General features: G+C 72.4%; 20 protein-coding genes and 1 riboswitch. Of the genes, 15 read left to right on the plus strand and 5 right to left on the minus strand.

Going from position 1 to position 22,122, the window contains the following annotated elements; genetic code table 11:
- Positions 1-9: 9 nt before the first annotated feature.
- Both ACZ6A9_RS23540 and ACZ6A9_RS23545 read right to left on the minus strand, forming a co-directional pair.
- Positions 10-768 (minus strand): SDR family oxidoreductase, encoded by a 759-nt coding sequence (locus ACZ6A9_RS23540; RefSeq protein WP_468988486.1) that lies wholly within the window; start codon positions 766-768, stop codon positions 10-12.
- A gap of 208 nt (positions 769-976) precedes the next feature.
- On the minus strand, positions 977-3,310 hold the full coding sequence (locus ACZ6A9_RS23545) for a chitinase C-terminal domain-containing protein (RefSeq protein ID WP_468988489.1): 2,334 nt from the start codon (positions 3,308-3,310) through the stop codon (positions 977-979).
- 223 nt (positions 3,311-3,533) lie between these two features.
- Positions 3,534-3,664: riboswitch (FMN riboswitch) on the plus strand.
- Between the two features lie 141 nt (positions 3,665-3,805).
- Here ACZ6A9_RS23545 and ACZ6A9_RS23550 point away from each other — a divergent pair.
- From ACZ6A9_RS23550 to ACZ6A9_RS23590, 9 genes are all read left to right on the plus strand, one after another.
- Positions 3,806-4,420, plus strand: a complete 615-nt coding sequence (locus tag ACZ6A9_RS23550; protein ID WP_468988491.1) for a riboflavin synthase — start codon at positions 3,806-3,808, stop codon at positions 4,418-4,420.
- Complete coding sequence (locus ACZ6A9_RS23555) at positions 4,417-5,058, plus strand: nicotinamide mononucleotide transporter family protein (RefSeq protein ID WP_468988494.1); 642 nt, start codon at positions 4,417-4,419, stop codon at positions 5,056-5,058. Before ACZ6A9_RS23550 ends, ACZ6A9_RS23555 begins: the two co-directional genes overlap by 4 nt.
- Positions 5,055-6,425, plus strand: coding sequence for a bifunctional 3,4-dihydroxy-2-butanone-4-phosphate synthase/GTP cyclohydrolase II (locus tag ACZ6A9_RS23560; protein WP_468988497.1), 1,371 nt, complete (start codon positions 5,055-5,057; stop codon positions 6,423-6,425). Before ACZ6A9_RS23555 ends, ACZ6A9_RS23560 begins: the two co-directional genes overlap by 4 nt.
- Positions 6,426-6,442: 17 nt before the next feature.
- Positions 6,443-6,928, plus strand: coding sequence for a 6,7-dimethyl-8-ribityllumazine synthase (gene ribH, locus ACZ6A9_RS23565; protein WP_468988500.1), 486 nt, complete (start codon positions 6,443-6,445; stop codon positions 6,926-6,928).
- A gap of 34 nt (positions 6,929-6,962) precedes the next feature.
- Complete coding sequence (locus ACZ6A9_RS23570; RefSeq protein WP_004990764.1) at positions 6,963-7,235, plus strand: phosphoribosyl-ATP diphosphatase; 273 nt, start codon at positions 6,963-6,965, stop codon at positions 7,233-7,235.
- A gap of 47 nt (positions 7,236-7,282) precedes the next feature.
- A complete protein-coding gene (hisG, locus tag ACZ6A9_RS23575; RefSeq protein WP_468988503.1) occupies positions 7,283-8,146 on the plus strand; it encodes an ATP phosphoribosyltransferase in 864 nt (287 codons plus the stop codon).
- A gap of 19 nt (positions 8,147-8,165) precedes the next feature.
- Positions 8,166-8,627 carry a PH domain-containing protein gene (locus tag ACZ6A9_RS23580; RefSeq protein WP_468988505.1) on the plus strand — a complete coding sequence of 154 codons (462 nt, stop codon included), beginning with the start codon at positions 8,166-8,168 and terminating at the stop codon, positions 8,625-8,627.
- A 295-nt stretch (positions 8,628-8,922) separates the two neighbouring features.
- The gene (locus ACZ6A9_RS23585; RefSeq protein ID WP_468988508.1) at positions 8,923-10,254 is read left to right on the plus strand and encodes a hemolysin family protein; all 1,332 of its coding nucleotides are present in this window, start codon (positions 8,923-8,925) and stop codon (positions 10,252-10,254) included.
- Positions 10,251-11,327 (plus strand): hemolysin family protein, encoded by a 1,077-nt coding sequence (locus ACZ6A9_RS23590; protein WP_468988511.1) that lies wholly within the window; start codon positions 10,251-10,253, stop codon positions 11,325-11,327. The genes ACZ6A9_RS23585 and ACZ6A9_RS23590 overlap by 4 nt, the downstream gene beginning before the upstream one ends.
- A 105-nt stretch (positions 11,328-11,432) precedes the next feature.
- Here ACZ6A9_RS23590 and ACZ6A9_RS23595 read toward each other — a convergent pair whose 3' ends face one another.
- Together ACZ6A9_RS23595 and ACZ6A9_RS23600 are read right to left on the minus strand one after the other, a co-directional pair.
- Positions 11,433-13,292 carry an AAA family ATPase gene (locus tag ACZ6A9_RS23595; protein ID WP_468988513.1) on the minus strand — a complete coding sequence of 620 codons (1,860 nt, stop codon included), beginning with the start codon at positions 13,290-13,292 and terminating at the stop codon, positions 11,433-11,435.
- A 440-nt stretch (positions 13,293-13,732) separates the two neighbouring features.
- Entirely contained in the window at positions 13,733-14,341 is a 609-nt protein-coding gene (locus ACZ6A9_RS23600) for a uridine kinase family protein (protein WP_468988676.1), read from the minus strand.
- A 237-nt stretch (positions 14,342-14,578) separates the two neighbouring features.
- On the opposite strand from ACZ6A9_RS23600, the gene ACZ6A9_RS23605 reads away from it, so the two are divergent.
- The 4 genes from ACZ6A9_RS23605 to ACZ6A9_RS23620 all read left to right on the plus strand — a co-directional run bounded on the left by ACZ6A9_RS23605 (position 14,579) and on the right by ACZ6A9_RS23620 (position 18,575).
- Complete coding sequence (locus tag ACZ6A9_RS23605) at positions 14,579-15,952, plus strand: peptidase C39 family protein (RefSeq protein WP_468988516.1); 1,374 nt, start codon at positions 14,579-14,581, stop codon at positions 15,950-15,952.
- A gap of 141 nt (positions 15,953-16,093) precedes the next feature.
- Entirely contained in the window at positions 16,094-16,234 is a 141-nt protein-coding gene (locus ACZ6A9_RS23610) for an SCO1431 family membrane protein (protein ID WP_468988519.1), read from the plus strand.
- Positions 16,235-16,311: 77 nt separating this feature from the next.
- Positions 16,312-16,968, plus strand: coding sequence for a TetR/AcrR family transcriptional regulator (locus ACZ6A9_RS23615; RefSeq protein WP_468988522.1), 657 nt, complete (start codon positions 16,312-16,314; stop codon positions 16,966-16,968).
- Between the two features lie 434 nt (positions 16,969-17,402).
- On the plus strand, positions 17,403-18,575 hold the full coding sequence (locus ACZ6A9_RS23620) for an acyl-CoA dehydrogenase family protein (RefSeq protein ID WP_468988525.1): 1,173 nt from the start codon (positions 17,403-17,405) through the stop codon (positions 18,573-18,575).
- Between the two features lie 160 nt (positions 18,576-18,735).
- Here the strand turns inward: ACZ6A9_RS23620 and ACZ6A9_RS23625 are convergent, their stop codons facing one another.
- On the minus strand, positions 18,736-19,170 hold the full coding sequence (locus tag ACZ6A9_RS23625; protein ID WP_468988528.1) for a hypothetical protein: 435 nt from the start codon (positions 19,168-19,170) through the stop codon (positions 18,736-18,738).
- A 214-nt stretch (positions 19,171-19,384) separates the two neighbouring features.
- Between ACZ6A9_RS23625 and ACZ6A9_RS23630 the strand changes: the two genes are divergently transcribed.
- Complete coding sequence (locus ACZ6A9_RS23630) at positions 19,385-19,825, plus strand: Lrp/AsnC family transcriptional regulator (RefSeq protein ID WP_037936543.1); 441 nt, start codon at positions 19,385-19,387, stop codon at positions 19,823-19,825.
- Positions 19,826-20,002: 177 nt separating this feature from the next.
- Complete coding sequence (locus ACZ6A9_RS23635) at positions 20,003-21,607, plus strand: amidohydrolase (RefSeq protein ID WP_468988530.1); 1,605 nt, start codon at positions 20,003-20,005, stop codon at positions 21,605-21,607.
- Positions 21,608-22,122 lie beyond the last annotated feature (515 nt).

Here is a 22,122-nt window from a genome sequence, read left to right on the forward strand (position 1 = left end):
GGACGTCCCTCACCGGTGTGAAGGGCCGGCGCCGAACCGGTGGGTGAGGAACTCGTCGAAGGTCCTCTTGCCGACCGCGTGGTCCGGAGCGAGGTGGCCGCCGTCGCGGAAGGCCCGGTAGGCCGCACCGCGCAGCGGGACCTTCACCACCGCGCGACGGCGGCCCGACGCCCGCAGATAAGCGCGGGCGAGGGAGTCGAACGTCCGGACCTCGGGTCCACCCATGTCCTCCACACGCCCCGCCGGTGCGCCCTGGGCCAGACCGGCCAGACGCTCCGCGACCTCCGTGACGTCGACCGGCTGGTCCTTCACCCGGGCCGGCAGCAGCACGAGAGGAACCTTCGCCAGGCCCTGGAGCACGGTGAGGACCAGGTCGTGGAACTGGGTGGCGCGCAGCACGGTCCAGCCGGTCCCCGAGTCCTCGACCAGTCGCTCCACCGCCAGCTTGGACCGGTAGTAGCCGTACGGCACGCGGTCGACACCGACGATCGAGATGTAGACGAGGTGCCCGACGCCCGCCCGCCCTGCCGCGGAGATCAGGTTCCGTGCGGCCTTCTCGTCGCCACCGCGCGGTGACGTCGCGCAGTGCACGACCGTGTCCACGCCCGTGACGGCCTCATCCAGCACCCTTCCGCCCTCACGCAGGTCGACCGCGTACGGTCGTGCCTTCCGGCTGAGCACGCGCACCTCGTGCCCGGCCGCCCGCAGCCGCTCGCAGACAGGCCGGCCGAGGGTTCCGGTACCGCCCGTCACCAGGATCGTGGTCATGCTGTTCAGCCCCTTCGGACACCGGCGCTCCCCGACGGAGCACCCTTCGCAGCCGGGACGGATCGGCCACCGCCGGATGTGACATCGCCCGTGCCGCCCGACGCCGTCCAGCTTCGCCGGGTCCCACGCCGCACGCATCCGCGCGTGGTGAGGCCCGGCGGTGGGCAAGGGCCGTCGTCACCACCGCCGGGCCGGTCCTGTACGGAGGTCAGCAGGGTCCCTGATCCCGCCACACTCCCCATTCGCTGGTGGTTCCGGGCTCCTCGCCCTTCGTCCACCACTGCGCCTTCCACAGGCGCGCCTCGTGGGAGACCACGCTGCTCCCGCCGTACGCGGTCGCCGGGTCCCAGGCCGGCTGCGTGCAGTCGCCGCCCTCACCGGGCGGTGTCGTCGGCGGGTCGGTCGGGGTGGTCCCGCCGCCCGGCTGCACGACCGTGGTCCCGCGCGCCAGGTCCCCGGCCAGGGCGTATGTCTTTCCGCCGAACGTCACCGTCCAGTTCGACGGCGTCGACACCGGCAGGTAGTAGACCAGGTCCAGCTCCACCGACGCGCCCGGCGCCAGCGACTGCCAGGCCGGCAGTTTCAGCGACACCCGGTGGTGGTCGCCGTCGAGTCCGCCCACGTTGTCGCCCGTGTGGCCGGGGCTGATCACCGTGGTGCCCCAGCCGGACTGGTCCTTGGCGTTGGCGGGTGCCGAGGTGCCGTAGTCGAAGCGGAACTCGGTGCCGCCGGGCAGGGCCGAGGAGGTGTGGTTGGTGATCCTCAGCTTGGGGCTGATCGGGTAGTTGGAGTCCCCTAGCGGGAACTGCCCGAAGTCGACGCCGATGTCCAGCGCCTCGGACGGCAGCTGCGTCGTCGCCCGCGTCGCGCCGTACGGAGCGGCGGCCTTGAACTTCTCGTACATCGCCGTGGTCAGCGTGGAGCCGGGCTCGTACTGCCCCGAGGCCGCGTTCCAGTCGTAGTCGCCGGCCAGCTCCCACACCATCGTGCCGCCGATGCCGCGGTCCACGACGTAGTCCGCCTTGGCCTTCACGGACTGCTCGTCCTCGGTGGACAGGAACACCTTCTTCTCGGCGTTCCACAGCCAGGGCGCCACCAGCGTGGAGTCGTACTTGCGGGCGTAGGTACCGGTCAGCCGCGTGCCGGCCGGGAAACCGTAGTCGGTGACGTAGTCCCCGACGACGCCCTTCTCCAGGTTCTTGGCGTGCCACATCGGGTTGGAACCGGCAGGTGACTCCTTGCCGCCGGTGTCCAGGTCGTGCCACAGGTTGTCGATGCCGGTCGCGCCGTCACCGCACTTGGTCAGCCCGGAGCCCGCCGGGCAGTCCGTCGAGGGCGCCTTGCCCCACAGCCCGTCCGTGCCGCCGGTGACGTTCTTGAACCCGCGTGTGTAGTACGGCAGTCCGATGTTGATCCGGCCGGCCGGCATCGAGCCGCGGAAGTAGTGGTAGGCCCAGTCGGTGTTGAGGTACCCGATGCCCCCGTACTGGGAGGTCGTGTAGACGCCGGCGGCGGCCAGTTCGGCGTCCTTGCCGTCGTCGAAGAGCGAGGCGTTCGGGCCGACGTACTCGTTCCAGGCGCCGTGCAGGTCGTACGACATGATGTTGACGTAGTCCAGGTACTTCTGGACCTGGAAGGTCTCCATGCCGCGCAGCAGGTAGCCGGACGAGGGGGCCGCCACCGTCAGCAGGTAGTGCTTTCCGTCGGCCGCGCCCGCGCGGTCGAGCTTCTCGCGCAGCGTCTTCATCAGCGCCGCGTACCCCTTGACCAGACCGGCGCGGCGGCCGTTGGCGAATGACCAGTCGAGCGGGTTGCCCGCGTCCTTCATCGTCGTCGGGTACTCGTAGTCGATGTCGACACCGTTGAAGCCGTAGGTCCGGATGAAGTCGACCGCCGAGTCGGCGAACGTGTCGATGCCGGCCTGGTTGACCGAGCCGTCGGCGTGGGTGGCCATGGAGTAGAAGCCGCCGGAGTCCACGCGCTTCCCGCTGTCGTCGAAGTAGCCGCCCGTCTCGGCCCAACCGCCCACGGAGATCAGCGTCTTGACGTCCGGGTGCTGCTTCTTGAACTTGGTCAGCTGGTTGAAGTGCCCCTTGTAGGGCAGAGCCGGGTCCATCTCCGCACCGGGGACGCCCGGCCAGGTCATCCCGGTCGCCGGGTTGGCGGCGCCGTCCGCGCCGACGGAGAGCTTGTTGCCCTTGTCGACGTGCGCGAACGCGTAGTTGATGTGGGTGATCCGGTCCCAGGGGATGTCGGACGCCAGGTAGGCGGGCTTGCCGTCCTTGCCGTGGCGCCAGCCGGTGAAGTAGCCGATCACCCGGCGCTGGTGGTCGGAGCCCATCCTCTCCCGCCCGGCCGAGTCGTACACCGAGCAGTAGGGGACGTCGACGCCCGGCGTCGAGTAGAGGCCGTCAGGACGGCACGACTCCTGGCCGGCGGCGTGCGAGACGGTGGCGGGCAGGGAGGTGAGCAGCAGACCCGTGACGGCGGCGGCGGAAGCGAGCAGCGCGCCTCTCGCTCCGGGGCGTGAGGGGGACGGCACAGTGGGTTCCTCTCCACGGAAGTTGGCTCGGACCCTAAGAGGACTAGACCACAGCGTCAATAGGTATGGACCAATCTCGCGCGCTTCCAAGGTGGCGCGGCCGGCCGGGAGTTGCCCGCCGCGCGACGCTCGGCAGCCTTGACGTCACCGCCTGTGACCCACCCCACATTCCTCGCCCGCATGGACGGCGCCCGGTCGTGGCACACTGGCCCTGTACCAGTAGCAGCGCACTCCGGGGTCGGTGAAAGTCCGAACCGGCGGTTACAGTCCGCGACCCGGTCGCTTCCAGCGGCCGGTTGACCAGGTGAAATTCCTGGACCGACGGTTAAAGTCCGGATGGGAGGCAGTGCGCGGCGGGCGGGCACATGCGCGCCGCCGTACCGGTTCGCCGTCGAGGCGAGCTCTGTCCGGCGTCGCTCCCGGTATCTTCGCCCGTGCTCTGTCGTCATCGACAGCCCCGGAGTCCGTGCCCGAAGAGGCAGGAGGACCCGGGAAGTGTTCACCGGAATCGTCGAAGAGCTGGGCGAGGTCACCGCCGTCGAGACGCTCGACGACGCCTGTCGCTTCCGCCTGCGTGGCCCCGTCGTCACCGAAGGCGCCCAGCACGGCGACTCCATCGCCGTCAACGGCGTCTGTCTCACGGTGGTCGAGCACCGGGGCGACGAGTTCACCGCGGACGTGATGGCCGAGACCCTGAAGCGCTCCAGCCTCGGCGCCCTCGCCGTCGGCTCCCGCGTCAACCTCGAACGGCCCACGGCCGTGGGCTCCCGCCTGGGCGGCCACATCGTGCAGGGGCACGTCGACGGCACCGGGGAGATCCTCGGGCGCGAGCCGTCGGAGCACTGGGAACTCGTGAAGATCTCGCTCCCGGCGGGCCTCTCCCGCTACGTCGTGGAGAAGGGCTCCATCACCGTCGACGGCATCAGCCTCACCGTCGTCGACGCCGCCGACGACCACTTCACCGTCAGCCTCATCCCCACCACGCTCGCCCTGACCACGCTCGGCACCAAGCAGCCCGGCGACCCGGTCAACCTCGAGGTGGACATCATCGCCAAGTACGTCGAGCGGATGCTCGGCGACCGCGCCACCAGTGAGGGGGCGACCCGGTGAACTGGCTCAACTCCGAGGCTTTCACCCTCTTCGACCAGCACATCAAGTGGTCGGACATGATCGGCAACGTGATCGGTCTGATCGCCCTCGCCCTCGGCTGGCGCCGCTCCATATGGACCTGGCCCGCCCAGTTCGTCTCCGGGCTCATCCTCTTCGCCGCCTTCGCCACCGCCCACCTCTCCGGCAGCGCGGGCAAGCAGATCGTCGTCATGCTGGTCGCCTCCTGGGGCTTTTGGCAGTGGAACCGCGGCCGGCAGCAGGCGCAGGACGGGTCCATCGCCGTCCGCTTCGCGACCTGGCGCGAACGCGGCGCACTGCTGGCCGGGGCGGTGCTCGGCACCCTCGCCGTCGGCGGGCTGTTCACCCTCTACCCGTCCCTGTCCTGGGACCCCTGGCCGGACGCCTACATCTTCGTCGGCACGATCGTCGCCATGTACGCCCAGGCCCGCGGCATGGTCGAGTTCTGGTTCGCCTGGCTGCTGGTCGACCTGGTCGGCGTCCCCCTGAACTTCGCCAACGGCTTCGCCTTCTCCGGCTTCGTCTACGTCATCTACGGCGCACTGGTCCTGTGGGGCCTGCGTGACTGGTGGCTGCGCTCCCGCGACGCGCGGCCCGCCCTGGAAGGAGCGCCGGCATGAGCGCCCACCCGTCTCCCACCGCCACCCCGAACGAGGCTCCCCCGGAGCGGAGGACCTGGGGGGACCCGCACCGCGCCTCCCCTCCGATCACACCGGGCCTTCTCGACACCGACGACCTCGACCTCCGGCTCGACCCCGTCGCCCAGGCCGTCGCCGACATCGCGGCGGGCCGGCCCGTCGTGGTCGTCGACGACGAGGACCGCGAGAACGAGGGCGACCTCGTGATCGCCGCCGAGATGGCGACCGAGGAGATCGTCGCCTTCATGATGAGCGAGTGCCGCGGCCTGATCTGCGTCCCCATGGAGGGCGACGAACTGGACCGGCTGCGCCTCCCCCAGATGGTCGACGACAACACCGAGTCGATGAAGACCGCGTTCACCGTCTCCGTCGACGCCTCCGCCGCCCACGGCGTGACCACCGGAATCTCCGCCGCCGACCGCGCCACCACGCTCCGGCTGCTGGCGGGCGGCACCGCCGAACCCGCCGACCTCGTCCGCCCCGGCCACGTCTTCCCGCTGCGCGCCCGCCCCGGCGGTGTGCTCGTGCGCAACGGCCACACCGAGGCCGCCGTCGACCTCGCACGCCTCGCCGGACTGCGCCCCGCCGGAGCCATCGTCGAGATCGCCGGCGAGGACGGCCGCATGCTGCGGCTGCCCGAACTCGTCCCGTTCGCCCGCAAGCACGGCCTGACGATCATCTCCATCGAGGACCTGATCGCCTACCGCCGCTCCGCCGAACCCACCGTCCGCCGCGAGGCCGAGGTCCTGCTGCCCACCTCCCACGGCGCCTTCACCGCGTACGGCTACCGCTCCACCGTCGACGGCGTCGAACACGTCGCCCTCGTCCACGGCGAGATCGGCGACGGCCGGGACGTCCTGGTCCGCGTCCACTCCGAGTGCCTCACCGGCGACGTCTTCGGCTCCCGCCGCTGCGACTGCGGCCCCCAGCTCGACGCCTCCCTCGACCGCATCCAGGCCGAGGGCCGCGGCGTCGTCGTCTACCTGCGCGGACACGAGGGCCGCGGCATCGGCCTGATGTCCAAGCTGCGCGCCTACGAACTCCAGGAACGCGGCCGGGACACCCTCGACGCCAACCTCGAGCTCGGCCTGCCCGCCGACGCCCGCGACTACGGCGCCGGCGCGCAGATCCTCGCCGACCTCGGGGTGCGCGACGTCCGCCTGATGACCAACAACCCCGACAAGTCAGACGCGCTCGCCCGCCACGGCATCGAGGTCCTCCGGCGCGAGCCGATGCCCGTCACCGCGAGCGAGCACAACCTCCGCTACCTGCGCACCAAGCGGGACCGGATGGGCCACGACCTGCCCTGGCTGGACACACCGACCGTGCCCGCCTGCGGCAACCAGTAAGAGAACCGAGGAGAGACGTGAGCGGCAAGGGTGCACCGGAGCTGTCCGTACGCGATGTGGGAGACCTGCGGGTCGCCGTCATCGCGGCACAGTGGCACGAGAAGGTGATGGACGGACTGGTCGACGGCGCCCTGCGCGCCCTGCACGACCTCGGCATCGACGAGCCGACCCTGCTCCGGGTCCCCGGCAGCTGGGAACTCCCCGTCGTCGCCAAGGTCCTGGCCGGCCGCGGCTACGACGCCGTGGTCGCCCTCGGCGTCGTGATCCGGGGCGGCACGCCCCACTTCGACTACGTGTGCCAGGGCGTCACCCAGGGCCTCACCCAGGTCTCGGTCGACACCGGCGTGCCCGTCGGCTTCGGCGTGCTCACCTGCGACACCGAGGAGCAGGCCCTGGAGCGCGCCGGACTGGACGGCTCCAGCGAGGACAAGGGCCACGAGGCGGTCACCGCGGCCGTGGCGACCGCGGCCTGCCTGCGCTCGGTATCCGAACCCTGGCGGTGAGCAGTCCCCCTCAGCGCGTAGGGTAAGGACCACCATGTCCAAGAAGACGTTCGAGGAGCTCTTCACCGAGCTCCAGCACAAGGCAGCCCACGGCGACCCCGCCACCTCCCGCACCGCCGAGCTGGTCGACAAGGGCGTCCATGCCATCGGCAAGAAGGTCGTCGAGGAGGCCGCCGAGGTATGGATGGCCGCCGAGTACGAGGGCAAGGAAGCGGCAGCCGAGGAGATCTCCCAGCTGCTCTACCACGTCCAGGTGATGATGGTCGCCCGCGGCATCTCCCTCGACGACGTCTACGCCCACCTGTAAACCCCGCGCCCCGCGACCCACCCCTCCACACGAAGGAAGCCGACCTCATGCTGCGCATCGCCGTCCCCAACAAGGGTTCCCTGTCAGGCCCCGCGGGGGAGATGCTGCATGAGGCCGGCTACCAGCAGCGCCGCGAGTCCAAGGAACTGCGGATCGTCGACCCGACGAACGAGGTCGAGTTCTTCTACCTCCGCCCGCGCGACATCGCGATCTACGTCTCCTCCGGCAAGCTCGACATCGGCATCACCGGCCGTGACCTGCTCGTCGACTCCGGCGCCGACGCCGAGGAGATCCTCCCGCTCGGCTTCGCCCGCTCCACCTTCCGCTTCGCCGCCAAGCCCGGCACCGCGACCGGCATGGCCGACCTCACCGGCCGCACGGTCGCCACCTCCTACGAGGGGATCGTCGCGGGGCACCTCGCCGACCACGGCGTCGACGCCTCCGTCGTCCACCTCGACGGAGCCGTCGAGACCGCCATCGAACTGGGCGTCGCCGAGGTCATCGCCGACGTCGTCGAGACCGGCACCTCACTGCGCAACGCGGGCCTGGAGGTCTTCGGCGAGCCGATCATGAGGTCCGAGGCCGTCGTCATCCGCCGCACCGGCGCCTCCGCCGACGCCGACGAGTCCGTCGAGACCAAGGTGCAGCAGTTCCTGCGCCGCCTCCAGGGCGTCCTCGTCGCCCGGACGTACGTGATGATGGACTACGACTGCCGCGTCGAGCAGCTGGAGAAGGCCGTCGCGCTCACCCCGGGCCTGGAGTCGCCCACCGTCTCCCCGCTGCACAACGAGGGCTGGGTCGCCGTCCGCGCGATGGTCCCCGCCAAGGAGGCGCAGCGGATCATGGACGACCTCTACGACATCGGCGCCCGCGCCATCCTCACCACGGCCATCCACGCCTGCCGCCTCTGACCGGCCCCGGAGCACCCCCATGTCGGAATCCACACCGGGCCCCCTGCCCGTCACCTTCCGCCCCGCCCGCACCCGGGCGGTGCTGCTCACGGCCGGTACCGCGCTGTTCGTGGTCGTCTCCCTCGTCGGACTGCTGCTGAAGCAACTCGGCCCGGGGGAGCGGATCAGCTTCGTCTTCACGGCCGCGCTGCTGGCCGGCGTGCTGTTCCTGCTGGCCCGGCCGAAGGTGGTCGCGGACGAGGACGGTGTCACCGTCGTCAACATCGTGAGCCGGCGTCGCCTGGAGTGGGCGCAGATCCTTCGGGTGAACCTCCGCCCGGGTGATCCCTGGGTCTTCCTCGACCTCAGCGACGGCACCAGCATGCCCGTACTCGGCATCCAGCCGGGCATCGCCAAGGCGCGCGCCGTCGCCGACGCACGCGCGCTGCGGGCCCTCGCCGAGGCCCGCTCCACTGCCCGGCCCAAAACGGTACGCGACTGACCCCGGCCGCCACCGCGCACCGCTCGCCGCGCCCCGTAAGGGTGACGGATCGGGGAAGCGGCGGGGACGTCCGCCTGCCGCGGTCGCCCATGTCTTGATTAATCTGGTGGGCGAAGGCGCGACGACCGCGCCTTCGCCCCTGCCGCCCCGCCCGGTGGCCCAGGGGCTCCTGCTGACCCGAGGAGTGACCCTCTCCGGCGATGGACGGATCGTCCTGTAGTACCTGCGCCGCCCCCTGCCGACAGAGCGCGGACCCGTGTCACCGGGTTCGCGCGCATGCGGAGGCGGCGGCATCATGACCACCCCCCTGCTGCTCCTGGCAGCGGCCTTCCTGCTGATCCTGGCCAACGGATTCTTCGTCGCCGCCGAGTTCGGTCTCGTCACCGTCGAGCGGCCGGACGCCGAACGGGCCGCCGCGGCCGGTGACCGGCGCGCCCGCCGGGTCGTCGAGTCGCTGAGGGAGCTGTCCTTCCAGCTCTCCGGCACCCAGCTCGGCATCACCCTCACCTCCCTCGTCGTCGGCATGCTGGCCCAGCCGGCGCTCGCCGCGCTGCTGCACGGACCCTTCACCGGCATCGGCATACCCGGGGGCGCGGTCCCCGGAGTCGCCGTCGTCGTCGGCATGCTGCTGGCCTCGGCCGTGCAGATGGTGATCGGTGAACTCGTGCCCAAGAACTGGGCGGTGTCCCGCCCGCTGCAGGTCGCCCGCTTCGTGGCCGGCCCCCAGCACGCGTTCGCCCGCCTGTTCCGCCCCGTCATCGCCGGGCTGAACGCCGTCGCCAACCATCTGGTGCGCGCCCTGGGCTTCGAGCCCGCCGAGGAGCTGGCCTCCGCCCGCACCCCCGGCGAACTCGTCTCCCTGGCCCGCCACTCCGCGCGGGCCGGCGCCCTGGAACAGGACACCGCTGACCTCTTCGTCCGCACCCTGTCCCTGGGCGAGCTGACCGCACAGCACGTCATGACCCCGCGCGTGAGGGTCAGCGCCCTGCACGCGTCGGCGACCGCCGAGGACGTGGTCAACCTGACCCGGGCCACCGGCCTGTCCCGCTTCCCCGTGTACCGGGACCGCATCGACGAGATCGTCGGCATGGTCCACCTCAAGGACGCCCTCGCGGTGCCCGCGCCGGAGCGGCTGCGCACCCCGGTCGGCCGCATCGCCCGCCCGGCCCTGCTGATCCCCGAGACCCTTCCCGTACGGCCGCTGCTCACCCGGCTGCGCAGCGAACAGCCGATCGCGGTCGTCGTCGACGAGTACGGCGGCACGGCCGGGGTCGTCACGCTGGAGGACATCGTCGAGGAGATCGTCGGCGAGGTGCGCGACGAGCACGACGGACAGGACCTCCCCGAAATCGCCGCCGTCCCGCCGGAGGACGGGAACCCGGCCTGGGACGTCGACGGCGCCGTCCGCGTCGACATGCTGCGGCGCATCGGCCTGGACGTGCCCGAGGGCCCCTACGAGACGGTGGCAGGGCTCGTCGCCGGCCTGCTCGGCCGCATCCCGGCCGTCGGCGACCGCGCCGACCTGCCCGGCTGGCGGCTGTCGGTGCGCACGGTGGGCCACTACCGCGCCGAACGCGTACGCCTGGTCAGAACGGCTCCGCTGCCCCTGGTGGAGGTGGCCGGATGAGCGTGCTGCACCTTCTCCTCGCCGCGCTGCTCGTGGTCGCCAACGGCTTCTTCGTCGGCGCCGAGTTCGCCCTGGTCTCGGTCCGCCGCAGCCAGATCGAACCGCTCGGCACCGCCCGCGCCCGCCAGGTCCTCCACGGCCTGGAGCACCTGCCGCAGATGATGGCGGCGGCCCAGTTCGGCATCACCGTCTGCTCGCTGACCCTGGGAGCGGTCGCCGAACCGACGGTCGCCCACCTGCTGGAGCCCGCCTTCGCCTGGATGCACGTGCCCCACGGCCTGATCCACCCGCTCGGCTACGCCATCGCACTCGCCGTCGTGGTCTTCTTCCACCTCGTCATCGGCGAGATGGTCCCGAAGAACCTGGCGATGGCGGCCCCGGAGACGGCCGCGCTGTGGCTGAGCCCCGGGCTGGTCTGGTTCGCCCGGCTGTGCCGCCCCGTCACCGTCGCGCTCGGAGCCTGCGCCCGGGCCGTGCTGCGGCTGTTCCGCGTCGAGCCGAAGGACGAGGTCGAGGCCGTCTTCACCAGCGAGCAGCTCAACCGGCTGGTGGAGGACGCCGGGCAGGCGGGCCTCCTCGACCCCGAGGAGGCCGAGCACCTGGAGGACGCCCTGGAACTGGGCTCCCGCCCCGTGACGGACGTCCTGATCGAGGGCGGGTCACTGGTCACGGTCACCCCCGCGGTCACCCCGGCGCAGATCGTGGAGCTCACCGCCCGCACCGGGTACTCCCGCTTCCCGGTGTCCGGGGACGCCGGCGCCTTCCTGGGCTACCTCCACGTCAAGGACGTGCTCGACCTGGAGGACTCCGACCGTCCCGTCCCGCGGCAGCTCTGGCGCCGGATGACGACCCTGCGCCCCGAACTCCCCCTGGACGACGCCCTGACGGTGATGCGCCGTGCCGCGACCCACCTCGCCCAGGTCTCCGACCCCACCGGCCGGGTCCTGGGTCTGGTGGCCTTGGAGGACGTCCTGGAACTCCTGGTCGGCGAGGTGAGGGACCCGGCCCACCGCGAAGTGGCGCTCACGCCCCAGAGGGCCGGCGGCACCCCGGAGGAGGCACTGGCGACATAGCCGCCGGGCGGCCTCCCCACCGCGCCGCGGGGCGAGCACGCCCCGCGCTGTCGGCACCACCGGGACGCCACGGCCCCGGTGGGGTCTCATGGCCCAAGGAGGGCCTCACAGTCCCGGTGGGGCCGACGGCCCCCGCCCGGACAGCACCTCCCCGTAGGCCTGCATGAGATCGGGCAGCCGCAAGGTCGCCAGGTCCTCGCGGGTCAACGCCCCCGGATACACCGACAGCCGCAGATCCCGGTACGCACAGCTCTTCTCGTACAGCGTCCGCAGGAAGCGCCCGTTCCCCAGCTCGTCGATCCACCCCTGGTCCACCACGTGCCCGGCGATCGACCGCAGCTCCTCCAGGGCCTCCTCGTCCCAGCCGTCCCCGTTCTCCCCGGCCAGCACCTCCCCGATGGCGGTGAGTTCCAGCGGCCGGTACGAGGGGAAGTCCACCCGTGTGGTGAACCGCGACGACAACCCGGGATTCGCCGCCAGCAGCCGGTCCATGCCCTCCGGATACCCGGCGAGGATCACCACCAGGTGGTCCCGGTTGTCCTCCGCCCGCTTCAGCAGCACCTGCAGAGCCTCGTCCCCGTACGCATCGCCCTTGCCGTAACCGGAGTTGGACAGTGAGTACGCCTCGTCCACGAACAGCACACCGCCGAGCGCGGAGTCGATCAGGTCGTTGGCCTTCACGGCCGTCTGGCCCAGGTACTCGCCCACCAGGTCCGCCCGCTGGGCCTCCACGAGGTGGTCACCGCCGAGCAGTCCGAGTGCGTAGAACACCCGGCCCAGGATCCGGGCCACCGTCGTCTTCCCCGTGCCGGACGGCCCGGAGAAGACGAAGTGCCGTTTCGGCGGCTGCACCGGCAACCCCTGCCCGGACCGCAGCCGCGCCATGTTCAGCTGCGCCGACAAGGCTTTGACCTGCCGCTTCACCGGCTCCAGCCCCACCATGCGCTCCAGCTCGGCGAGTGCCTCCTCCAGCAGCGCCGGATCGGTGGGGCCCGTCGGCAGCGGCGAGCCGGATCCGCCCGCCCGCACCCGCACCCCCGTGCCGGAGACCGACGGCAGCGGGGCCGGCGGCGGTTCGGGCTCGGAGAGCCGGAGATCACGCCCCTCGCTGCCGAAGAGCGGGTCGAGCGTGTCGGGGCCGTCGATCATGTCCCCGGCGCCCGCGAGGGTGATCGCGGCGAGACCGGCGGTGTCGTCGTACCCGTCGCCCTCGGCGATCGCGGCGAGCCGGGCGGAGGTGTCCATGAAGGCAGGATCGACCCGGTGCACCGCCCGGTACAGGGGGAGCGCGGCGGCGCTGCGGCCCGTTCCCTCGTGTGCGCGGGCCAGCCAGTAGCGCAGCTCCTTGCGCTGGGGCTGTTCGCTGCGGCACCGCATCAGCGCCGCCGACAGCAGCGGTTCGGCCTGCCCGTACATCTCCAGCCGCACCCGGGCCATGCCGCCGAACAGCCCGGCCTCGATGCCCAGCACCGGGTCCTCGACGAGGGAGTCCGTGTGCCGCACCAACTGCTCCCAGTCCTTGACCAGGTAGGAGCGGCAGGCGTGCAGGAAGCGGACGTGCGGATCGGTGTCCACCGGAGGCAGTCCGGCCAGTGCCCGGTCCAGTTCGGGGACATGGCGGCCGTCCAGCCAGTGGGAGGCGTGCGCCAGCAGCAGGTCGCGGGGGCTCTCCAGTACCGGTTGCACCCACCAGCCCAGCCAGTACCAGGAGTTGAGGGTGCGCCGGTGCCGGGCGCGCTGTTCGCCGAAGCGCTCGCGGTGCCGGTGCATCCGGAGCAGCGCGGCCGTCGTGTCGATGCGCAGCGCGTGCAGTCCGAGCCAGCCGTCGGCCATCCCGGGGTCGATCCGCACCGCGGTGCGGAACTCCTCCTCCGCCTGCGGATACGCGCCCATGGTGTAGGCGTCCACGCCTCGCAGCCAGGCGAGGTCGGCCGGGGCCTGCGGGCCCTGCGTGCCGAAGTCCATCACGTCCCCCACAAACCGTGCCCCCGTCGGTGTGCCGGCCGGTCGTCGTCCGTCGGCTCCCTGTGGTCGAACCGCAGTGCCACGGATTGGAGTTGCAAGGTGCGCCAAGCGTCGTCCACAGGTCGCACCGAGGGCATGGTACCTGCGGCGGCGTCACGTCCGTAGGGTGCCGTGCGCGTGGTGGAGCGGCGCGGAGGGGGGAGAGCCCCCGGCTTCTGGTGACCCAGGGTGATCGGCATATGCCGCTGAGCGGTCGGAAACCGCGCGAAGGCAGAACGAAGCCCCCGATCACGGGGGAACAACCGGGGGCTTCGTGTCCGCGGGCGGCTCCGAAGGGCCGCACATTGAGAACGTAAGACCTGTACGGGCCCCCGGTCAAGCGGAGTTGGGCGACTCTGGCAACTTGTCCAGGGCCGCCCTTCACGGGATCACCACATCGCCTACGGATCGTCACCGTGGGTGATCGGAGGGGGTGTCGCAACCGTCCCGGCAGGCCCGGGAACGATCTCGTACCCCTCCTCGCACTGCCGCACCAGAAGGTCGGCGAAGGGGCGTGTGGGGTCACCCGCGAAGTGCTCGTGCTCCGCGCGCACCCAGCCGTCCCAGAATTCCCGCTGCTCCTTCCCGTCCCGTGCCCGGCCCCGCGCCCACGACTCCTCACGGGGCAGGTCCATCCACAACAGCAGCGCCAGATACGGGCGCAGTGCCCGCCGCCCCGCGCCCACGCCCTCCACGAGGATCACGGGGGCCGGCGGCAGCGGTCGGGGCGGTCCGAAGCGGCGGGTGCGCCAGTCGTAGGGGGAGCAGTGCGCGCTCTCACCGCGGCCGAGCGGCCGGATCACCTGACGCAGCAGCCGCCCGGTCCAGTCGAACGGCTCCTCGTGGCTGGCGACGTCGTCGAGCCTGAGCACCGGGGCGCCGTCCAGTGCCGCCGACAGCCGCCCGGCGAACGTGGACTTGCCCGAGCCCGCGTGCCCGTCGACACCGACGAGACGGACCGGGCCGCAGGAGGGGCCGAGCCGGCGGATGCGGGAGGCGAGATCGTGGATGGCTGGATTCCCGGGACTGGGCGAAGGGCTGACGGCAGCACTCTAGGCCCTGCCGCCGACGTCCCGTCATTGGTCGAGTCCCATGTTGGTCGGGCACGGTACGGCCGGGGTGCTGGCAGGATCCGTGCGGCTGCGTTCATAGTTGGCCCACACACGCTCCGTCCGGCGGACGTCGACCGTCCGGCCGGCCGCGCGCTGGTCCTGTCCCCGACTCCGACACCTGGGGGTCCTCCACCCATGAGCAGAGCCGAACTGCCCTCCCGCAGAGCCCTCCTCGCCGCGGCGGTCGTCGCCACCGTCGCCGGGAGCGCGGGCCCGGCGTCCGCCGGCACCCTGACCACCGGCGCCACCGGCACGGCGGACGCCCGGCGGGCCGCCGCCCGTACGGTCGACAACCGGGCCTGGACCTCGTACACCGACTGGCGCGGCGGTACCGCCGAGGGGACGCGCGCCGTCTCCGGTGCCCGGCCCGGCCTGGTGATCGCGAGGGCCGCCGGCACCACGGACTACACCGACCCGCACACCGGCCGCGCGTCCGCCTGGGAGTACGCGCGGTGGACCTCGCCCGTCCACCGGCTCGACGTGCCGGCCACCGAGGTCATCCCCTCCTGGAACGCGCACACCCCCGAGGGCACCTGGCTGCAGGTCGAGCTGAGGGGCAGCTACTCCGACGGCACGGACACCCCCTGGTACGTGATGGGCCGCTGGGCGGCCGGGGACCAGGACATCCGGCGCACCTCGGTGGACGACCAGGGCGACGGCAGGAGCAGCGTCTGGACGGACACCTTCGCCATCGACGACGCGGCCTCGGGCCTGCGCCTCGTCTCCTACCGGCTGCGCCTCACCCTCCACCGCCGCCCCGGCACCCGCCTCACCCCCACCGTGTGGCGGGCCGGCGCGATGGGCTCCGACGTCCCCGACCGGTTCACCGTCCCCGCCTCGACGCCCCGCTTCGCCGGTGAACTGGCCGTCCCGCGCTACTCGCAGGAGATCCACAAGGGCCAGTACCCCGAGTACGACAACGGCGGCGAGGCCTGGTGCAGCCCGACCTCCTCGCAGATGATCATCGAGTACTGGGGCGGCCGGCTCACCGAGGAGCAGCTGGCCTGGGTCGACCCCTCCTACGCCGACCCCCAGGTCTGCCACGCCGCCCGGTACACCTACGACCACCAGTACGAGGGCTGCGGCAACTGGCCGTTCAACGCCGCCTACGCGGCCACCTTCGACGGCCTGCAGGGCGTGGTCACCCGGCTGCGTTCCCTCACCGACCTGGAGCAGCTGATCGCCGCGGGCATCCCGGCCATCACCTCCCAGTCGTTCCTGGAGGAGGAACTGACCGGGGCGGGGTACGGCACCGCCGGGCACCTGATGACCGTGATCGGCTTCACCGCCGACGGTGATGTGATCGCCAACGACCCCGCCTCCGACGACAACGAGGCCGTGCGCCGCATCTACCGGCGGCGCGAGTGGGAGAACATCTGGCTGCGGACCAAGCGGTACAACGCCTCCGGCAAGGTGGCCTCCGGCACCGGAGGGGTCTGCTACCTGTACTTCCCGGCCCGTCCGACCCCGCGGCAGCGCAAGGCGCTCGCGGCGGTGGGAGTGCGCTGACCGTCCGGCGAGCGGCCCCCGGGGCGTCCCCGGGGGCCGCTCGCCATGTGACCGACCTCTCTGCCGTGACGGCCGTTCGCGGTGGCACAGTGGACGCAGCCCCAGGGGGAGTCCACGCACCACCGAGACCAGCGAGTAGCCATGACCGCGAACGCAGCCACCGTCACCCGCGCCCGCACCGGGGGCCCGCGGGAGGACGGACCGAAGATTTTCGAGCACGTCATGGGGTGGACCCTCGTCGTGGTCCTCGCGATGCTGGTGACCCAGCTGGGACTGCTGTAGCCCCGGGCCGCCCGGCCCGGCGGCCGACCTGCCATACTGCGGGATCGTCCCGCCACCCGCAGGAGACCTGGGTCGAATTGAACATCAGCAAGCAGCCCGCCGCGCGCCCCGCAGCGCGCGGTACCCAGCGCTCTTCGACCCGCCGGGCCGAACTCATCGCCATCGGGCGAAGCCTGTTCGCCGACACCTCCTACGACGCCCTCTCGATGGACGACATCGCACGCCAGGCGCAGGTCGCCAAGGGACTGATCTACTACTACTTCCACTCCAAGCGGGGCTACTACCTGGCGATCATCGAGGACTCGGTGGCAGGCCTGGTCACCTACGCGGCGAGCGGAGCCGAACTGCCGCCCGTGGAGCGGGTGCAGCGCACCATCGACAGCTATCTGCGGTACGCCGAGCACAACCAGGCCGCGTACCGCGCGATCGTCAGCGGCGGTGTCGGCTTCGACGCCGAGGTGCACGCCGTCCGCGACGGGGTGCGGGAGGCGATCGTCGCGACCATCGCCGAGGGCGCCTACGGCCGTACCGACGTCGCCCCGGTGGCGCGGATGGGGCTGCTGGCCTGGGTGTGCAGCGTCGAGGGTGCGGCGCTCGCCTGGATCGACCGCGGTGAGCTGCCCCGCGAGACGATGTGCGAGCTGCTGGTGAAGACGCTGGGCGGAGCCATGCGCGCCATCGAGGAGCTGGATCCGGCCTACCCCGCGCCCGCGCCCGCCCGCCGCGACGCCTGAGCCGGGCCCGGCCCGTCGGCGGGGGCGGAGGTCCCCGGCCGTCCCCGCCGCGCCGGAGCCGTGACACCGGGTCGCCTTGATCAGCTCCCGTCCGGCTCGTCCCCGTCCGCCTCCCGGCTCGTACGTGCCGGGCGCGGGGCCGGTCGCCGTGCCACCGGGCACCCGCGGCGGCACGACCGAGGAGCACCGGACCGGACGGCCAATGGTGCGGACCAGGAACGGGCCGAAGAGGTGTGGCGCGGTTATCCTGAAGTAAGCGGTCGTTAACTGGTGACTCGCTTCCGCCGATCGGGCATACTCACAGCGCACAGCCGCTGGTCAGCAGCTTCCGAGACCCGGGAGCGCGAGCATCGGCCAGGCCGAACGACCCCCGGCGGAGCCGCCCCCACCCAAGGCGCACGCCGTTGTGCCCGAACAGGGAGGAGAGCGTCGCCATGCCCGACCACGCCCCGCAGCCGGTGGACCGGCACTTGCCCACGGACGAGGCCAGGGATCTCATCTCGCTCGTCCGCGACATCGCCCAGCGCGAGATCGCCCCCCGGGCGGCCGAGGAGGAGGACGCCGGCCGCTTCCCGCGCGAGCTCTTCACCCTCCTCTCCGAGTCCGGCCTGCTCGGCCTGCCCTACGACTCCGAGTACGGCGGCGGCGAGCAGCCCTACGAGGTCTACCTCCAGGTTCTCGAAGAGCTCGCCATGGCCCGCCTCACCGTCGGCCTCGGCGTCAGCGTGCACACCCTGGCCTCCTACGCGCTCGCCGCGTTCGGATCCAAGGAGCAGAGGACCGAACACCTGCCCGCGATGCTCGGCGGCGGTCTGCTCGGTGCCTACTGCCTCTCCGAGCCCTCGTCCGGCTCGGACGCGGCCTCGCTGCGCACCAGGGCGGTACGCGACGGGGACGACTGGGTGATCACCGGCACCAAGGCGTGGATCACGCACGGCGGTGTCGCCGACTTCTGCACGGTCATGGCCCGCACCGGCGAGGAGGGCCCGCGCGGGATCACCGCGTTCCTCGTGCCCGGTGACGCCGAGGGTCTGAGCGCCGCCGTGCCGGAGAAGAAGATGGGCATGAAGGGCTCGCCCACCGCCCAGCTCCACTTCGACGGCGTCCGGGTCCCCGACACGCGGCGCGTCGGGGAGGAGGGACAGGGCTTCGCCATAGCCCTGTCGGCGCTGGACGGCGGCCGGCTCGGCATCGCCGCCTGCGCCATCGGCCTCGCCCAGGCGGCGCTCGACGAGGCACTCGGCTACGCGGCCGGACGGCGGCAGTTCGGCAGGCCGATCGCCGACTTCCAGGGACTGCGCTTCATGATCGCCGACATGGCCACACAGATCGAGGCCGGACGCGCGCTGTACCTGGCGGCGGCCCGGCTGCGCGACGCCGGGCGGCCGTACGCCAAGCAGGCGGCCATGGCGAAGCTGCACTGCACCGACACCGCGATGCGGGTCACCACCGACGCCGTGCAGATCCTCGGTGGTTACGGCTACACCGCGGACTTCCCCGCCGAGCGGTACATGCGCGAGGCCAAGGTCCTGCAGATCGTCGAAGGCACCAACCAGATCCAGCGCATGGTCATCGCCCGCCACCTCGCGGGGCCGGAGACACGCTGAAGGAGCCTGGCCGAAGGCCGGTGAGAGCGGGGACGCGGCGGGGATCCGCCGGCCGGGAGGGCGGGGCGGACACGACCGCCACCCCGGGCGCCGACGCGCGAGCACGGCGCTGACGGCGGGGCGAGGAGGGCGGACGGGCCACCCTCGCCCCGGAGGGTGCTCAGGCGGCGTGGCGCCGCATCGAGGGGACCCTGATGGGCCGCGAGCCCGGGCCGCCGACGTGCGAGAAGGGCTGGGTGCGCCAGTCGAGCCCCTGAGGGAGCGTCAACAGCAGCGCGGTGTCCTGCTCCTGCGGCTCGACGGACTCGTCCGCGGGCCGGGCCTCGGAGGCCGGACGGCCGGTGCCGGCACACACCGTGAGCCCGAACGGGTTCCACGGCGAGGCGCACAGCGCGTGCTCCGGCAGGACGTCCTCGTCCGCCAGCAGTGCGATCGGCTGCGCGCAGTCCGGGCAGATCACCCGGTACATCTCGAAGGTGTCGTACGCGTCGGGTTCGTCGTCCAGGGTGTCGGACTCGAAGTGTTCCGGCTCGGGCATGGCGACCGGCTGCTGCCGCTTGGACGTGGTACGACCAAGGCGCTTAAGACTCTGCATGGGTTCTCCCCCTCGGGCTGGGCCGTGAAGGCGCTGCGGCCTCGACCACAGCAAGCACTTCCCGCCGCCCCTCGGGCGTAATCACGGGAACATCACGGAGACGGCCCAAAGGCTGTGGCGTTCGTCACATGCCGCTCGCAGGTGCCCCGTGCGGCACCTGCGCCGCCCCCGTTCAGCTATCCGGGACGATCAAGCGCACTGTAGGTTCTGCGCCATGGAGGAGCTGGACCGACAGATCGTGCAGCTGCTCGTCAAGGACGGGCGGATGAGCTACACAGACCTGGGCAAGGCCACGGGCCTGTCCACGTCGGCCGTGCACCAGCGGGTGCGCCGGCTGGAACAGCGCGGCGTCATCCGCGGCTATGCCGCGGTGGTCGACCCGGAGGCCGTGGGACTGCCCATCACGGCCTTCATCTCGGTCAAACCCTTCGACCCCAGCGCCCCCGACGACATCGCGGACCGCCTGGCGGACGTTCCCGAGATCGAGGCCTGCCACAGTGTCGCGGGCGACGAGAACTACATCCTCAAGGTGCGCGTGTCCACACCGCACGAACTGGAGGAACTCCTCGCCCGCGTACGCTCCCTGGCCGGCGTCTCGACCCGCACGACGGTCGTCCTGTCCACCCCGTACGAGGCCCGACCGCCCCGCGTCTGACACGAGCGGCGGCCGGTCGGGACCGGAACGGCCGGCTTCGTGTCGGACGTGGGCCGTGCGGCCCGCCGCCCGTGCGGCGGCCGGCGCGGAGCCGCGGCCCGGTGCGCCCCGGAGGACGGTCGCCGCGAACCGGACCTGCGTGCCGCTCACCCGGCCCGACACGCGAGACTGTGGGGCATGAGTGAACGTACCGTCCCGTCGCACACCGTCCTGCTCCGCCGCGGAGAGGTGCACAGCCCCGCCGACCCCTTCGCGACCGCGATGGTCGTCGAGCGCGGCCAGGTCGCCTGGGTCGGCTCCGAAGGCGCCGCCGACGCCTTCGCGGACGGGGTCGACGAGGTGGTGGACCTCGACGGCGCACTGGTCACCCCCGCGTTCACCGACGCCCACGTCCACACCACGGCCACCGGGCTCGCCCTCACCGGGCTCGACCTGTCCACCGCCCCCTCGCTCGAGGCCGCGCTGGCCCGTGTACGGGAGTTCGCCGCCGCCCGCCCGCACGACCGGGTCCTGCTCGGCCACGGCTGGGACGCCGCCCGCTGGCCCGGTGGCCGGGCCCCGGCCCGCGCCGAACTCGACGAGGCCACCGGCGGCCGGCCCCTCTACCTCAGCCGGATCGACGTCCACTCCGCGGTCGTCACCACCGCGCTGCTCGACCTCGTCCAGGGCGAGACCGCGCGCGAGGACCGCCCGCTCACCGGGGACGCCCACCACGCGGTGCGCGCCGCCGCCCTGGCCGCCGTCACGCCGGCCCAGCGCACCGGGGCCCAGCGGGCCGCCCTCGCCCACGCCGCCTCGCTCGGTATCGGCACGGTCCACGAGTGCGGCGGCCCGGAGATCTCCTCCGAGGACGACTTCACCGGTCTGCTGCGGCTCGCCGCCGGGGAGAGCGGCCCGCGCGTGGTCGGCTACTGGGCCGAACAGGACGTCACCAAGGTCCGGGAGCTGGGCGCGGCCGGCGCCGCGGGCGACCTGTTCGCCGACGGCGCCCTCGGCTCGCACACCGCCTGCCTGCACCAGCCGTACGCCGACGCGGGCCACACCGGCACCGCCCACCTGGACGCGGCCGCCGTGGCCGCCCACGTCGTCGCCTGCACCGAGGCCGGTCTCCAGGCGGGCTTCCATGCCATCGGCGACGCCGCGGTGAGCACCGTCGTCGACGGCGTGCGCGCCGCCGCCGAGAAGCTGGGCCTCGCCCGGATCCGCGCCGCCCGGCACCGCGTCGAGCACGCCGAGATGCTCACCCCCGACACCGTCGCCGCCTTCGCCGAACTCGGCCTGACCGCCTCCGTGCAGCCCGCCTTCGACGCCCTGTGGGGCGGCGAGGACGGCATGTACGCCCGGCGTCTGGGCCGGGAGCGGGCCCGCTCCCTGAACCCGTTCGCGGCGCTGCTGCGCGCCGGCGTGCCGCTGGCCTTCGGCTCCGACAGCCCGGTCACCCCCCTCGACCCCTGGGGCACCGTCCGGGCCGCGGCCTTCCACCGCACCCCGGAGCACCGCGTCTCCGTCCGCGCCGCCTTCACCGCCCACACGCGCGGCGGCTGGCGGGCCGTCGGACGCGACGACGCGGGCGTCCTGGTGCCCGGTGCGCCCGCCGACTACGCCGTCTGGCGTACCGGGGAACTCGTCGTCCAGGCGCCGGACGACCGCGTGGCGCGCTGGTCCACCGACCCCCGCTCCGGCACCCCCGGCCTGCCCGACCTCACTCCGGGCCGTGACCTGCCCGTCTGCCTGCGCACGGTGGTCGGCGGCCGCACCGTCTTCGTACGGCCGGGCGAGTGATCTACGACTCGGGCGCGGTGGTGATCATGCGCCGCGCCCCCGTCTCGCGACCTGCGCATCCTCGCCGCTGACCAGGCATTTGGTCCGCAATGCGCAGGTCAAACGCCTGTTGACAGGCGGCGGCAGGGGGCCGGTAGGTTCGGCCGGGTCCACCACCGGACGCCCGCCCGGAGAACGTCCGGCCACTCGTGTCAGCGCCGCTGGGTCAGGGACGGTGTGCCGCACCGGGGCACCGTCACTGGGAGCCAGGCTCAGCGTCGGCGCAGTACCGAGGGACAGTTCCAGCCGGTCGGGGAGGTGTGACCCCGGGTGGGGCCCGGGCGCTCAGTAGACAACGGCTTCAGGTCGATCCGCAGCCGGCGGATCCCAGGCCGGCCCGAAGGGCGCCGGGCCCCCATCCGCCGCCGTGCCCGCCCCACAGCACGGCCCAGAAACGGATCGCTACCCGATCTTCGGAGAACGACACCACCATATGAACGTCCTGTCACGTCGGCGCAGGACCCGACCACTATGGT

This window comes from Streptomyces sp. NPDC041124 (genome assembly GCF_055592385.1).

Bases quoted from the DNA above. Each gene is read 5' to 3' on its own strand.
- ACZ6A9_RS23620 (WP_468988525.1), top strand. From the start codon at position 17,403: ATGCCCGACCACGCCCCGCAGCCGGTGGACCGGCACTTGCCCACGGAC.
- ACZ6A9_RS23635 (WP_468988530.1), top strand. From the start codon at position 20,003: ATGAGTGAACGTACCGTCCCGTCGCACACCGTCCTGCTCCGCCGCGGA.
- ACZ6A9_RS23610 (WP_468988519.1), top strand. From the start codon at position 16,094: ATGACCGCGAACGCAGCCACCGTCACCCGCGCCCGCACCGGGGGCCCG.
- ACZ6A9_RS23560 (WP_468988497.1), top strand. From the start codon at position 5,055: ATGAGCGCCCACCCGTCTCCCACCGCCACCCCGAACGAGGCTCCCCCG.
- ACZ6A9_RS23540 (WP_468988486.1), bottom strand. From the start codon at position 768: ATGACCACGATCCTGGTGACGGGCGGTACCGGAACCCTCGGCCGGCCT.
- ACZ6A9_RS23630 (WP_037936543.1), top strand. From the start codon at position 19,385: ATGGAGGAGCTGGACCGACAGATCGTGCAGCTGCTCGTCAAGGACGGG.
- ACZ6A9_RS23585 (WP_468988508.1), top strand. From the start codon at position 8,923: ATGACCACCCCCCTGCTGCTCCTGGCAGCGGCCTTCCTGCTGATCCTG.
- hisG (WP_468988503.1), top strand. From the start codon at position 7,283: ATGCTGCGCATCGCCGTCCCCAACAAGGGTTCCCTGTCAGGCCCCGCG.
- ACZ6A9_RS23580 (WP_468988505.1), top strand. From the start codon at position 8,166: ATGTCGGAATCCACACCGGGCCCCCTGCCCGTCACCTTCCGCCCCGCC.
- ACZ6A9_RS23590 (WP_468988511.1), top strand. From the start codon at position 10,251: ATGAGCGTGCTGCACCTTCTCCTCGCCGCGCTGCTCGTGGTCGCCAAC.
- ACZ6A9_RS23570 (WP_004990764.1), top strand. From the start codon at position 6,963: ATGTCCAAGAAGACGTTCGAGGAGCTCTTCACCGAGCTCCAGCACAAG.
- ACZ6A9_RS23605 (WP_468988516.1), top strand. From the start codon at position 14,579: ATGAGCAGAGCCGAACTGCCCTCCCGCAGAGCCCTCCTCGCCGCGGCG.
- ACZ6A9_RS23595 (WP_468988513.1), bottom strand. From the start codon at position 13,292: ATGGACTTCGGCACGCAGGGCCCGCAGGCCCCGGCCGACCTCGCCTGG.
- ACZ6A9_RS23625 (WP_468988528.1), bottom strand. From the start codon at position 19,170: ATGCAGAGTCTTAAGCGCCTTGGTCGTACCACGTCCAAGCGGCAGCAG.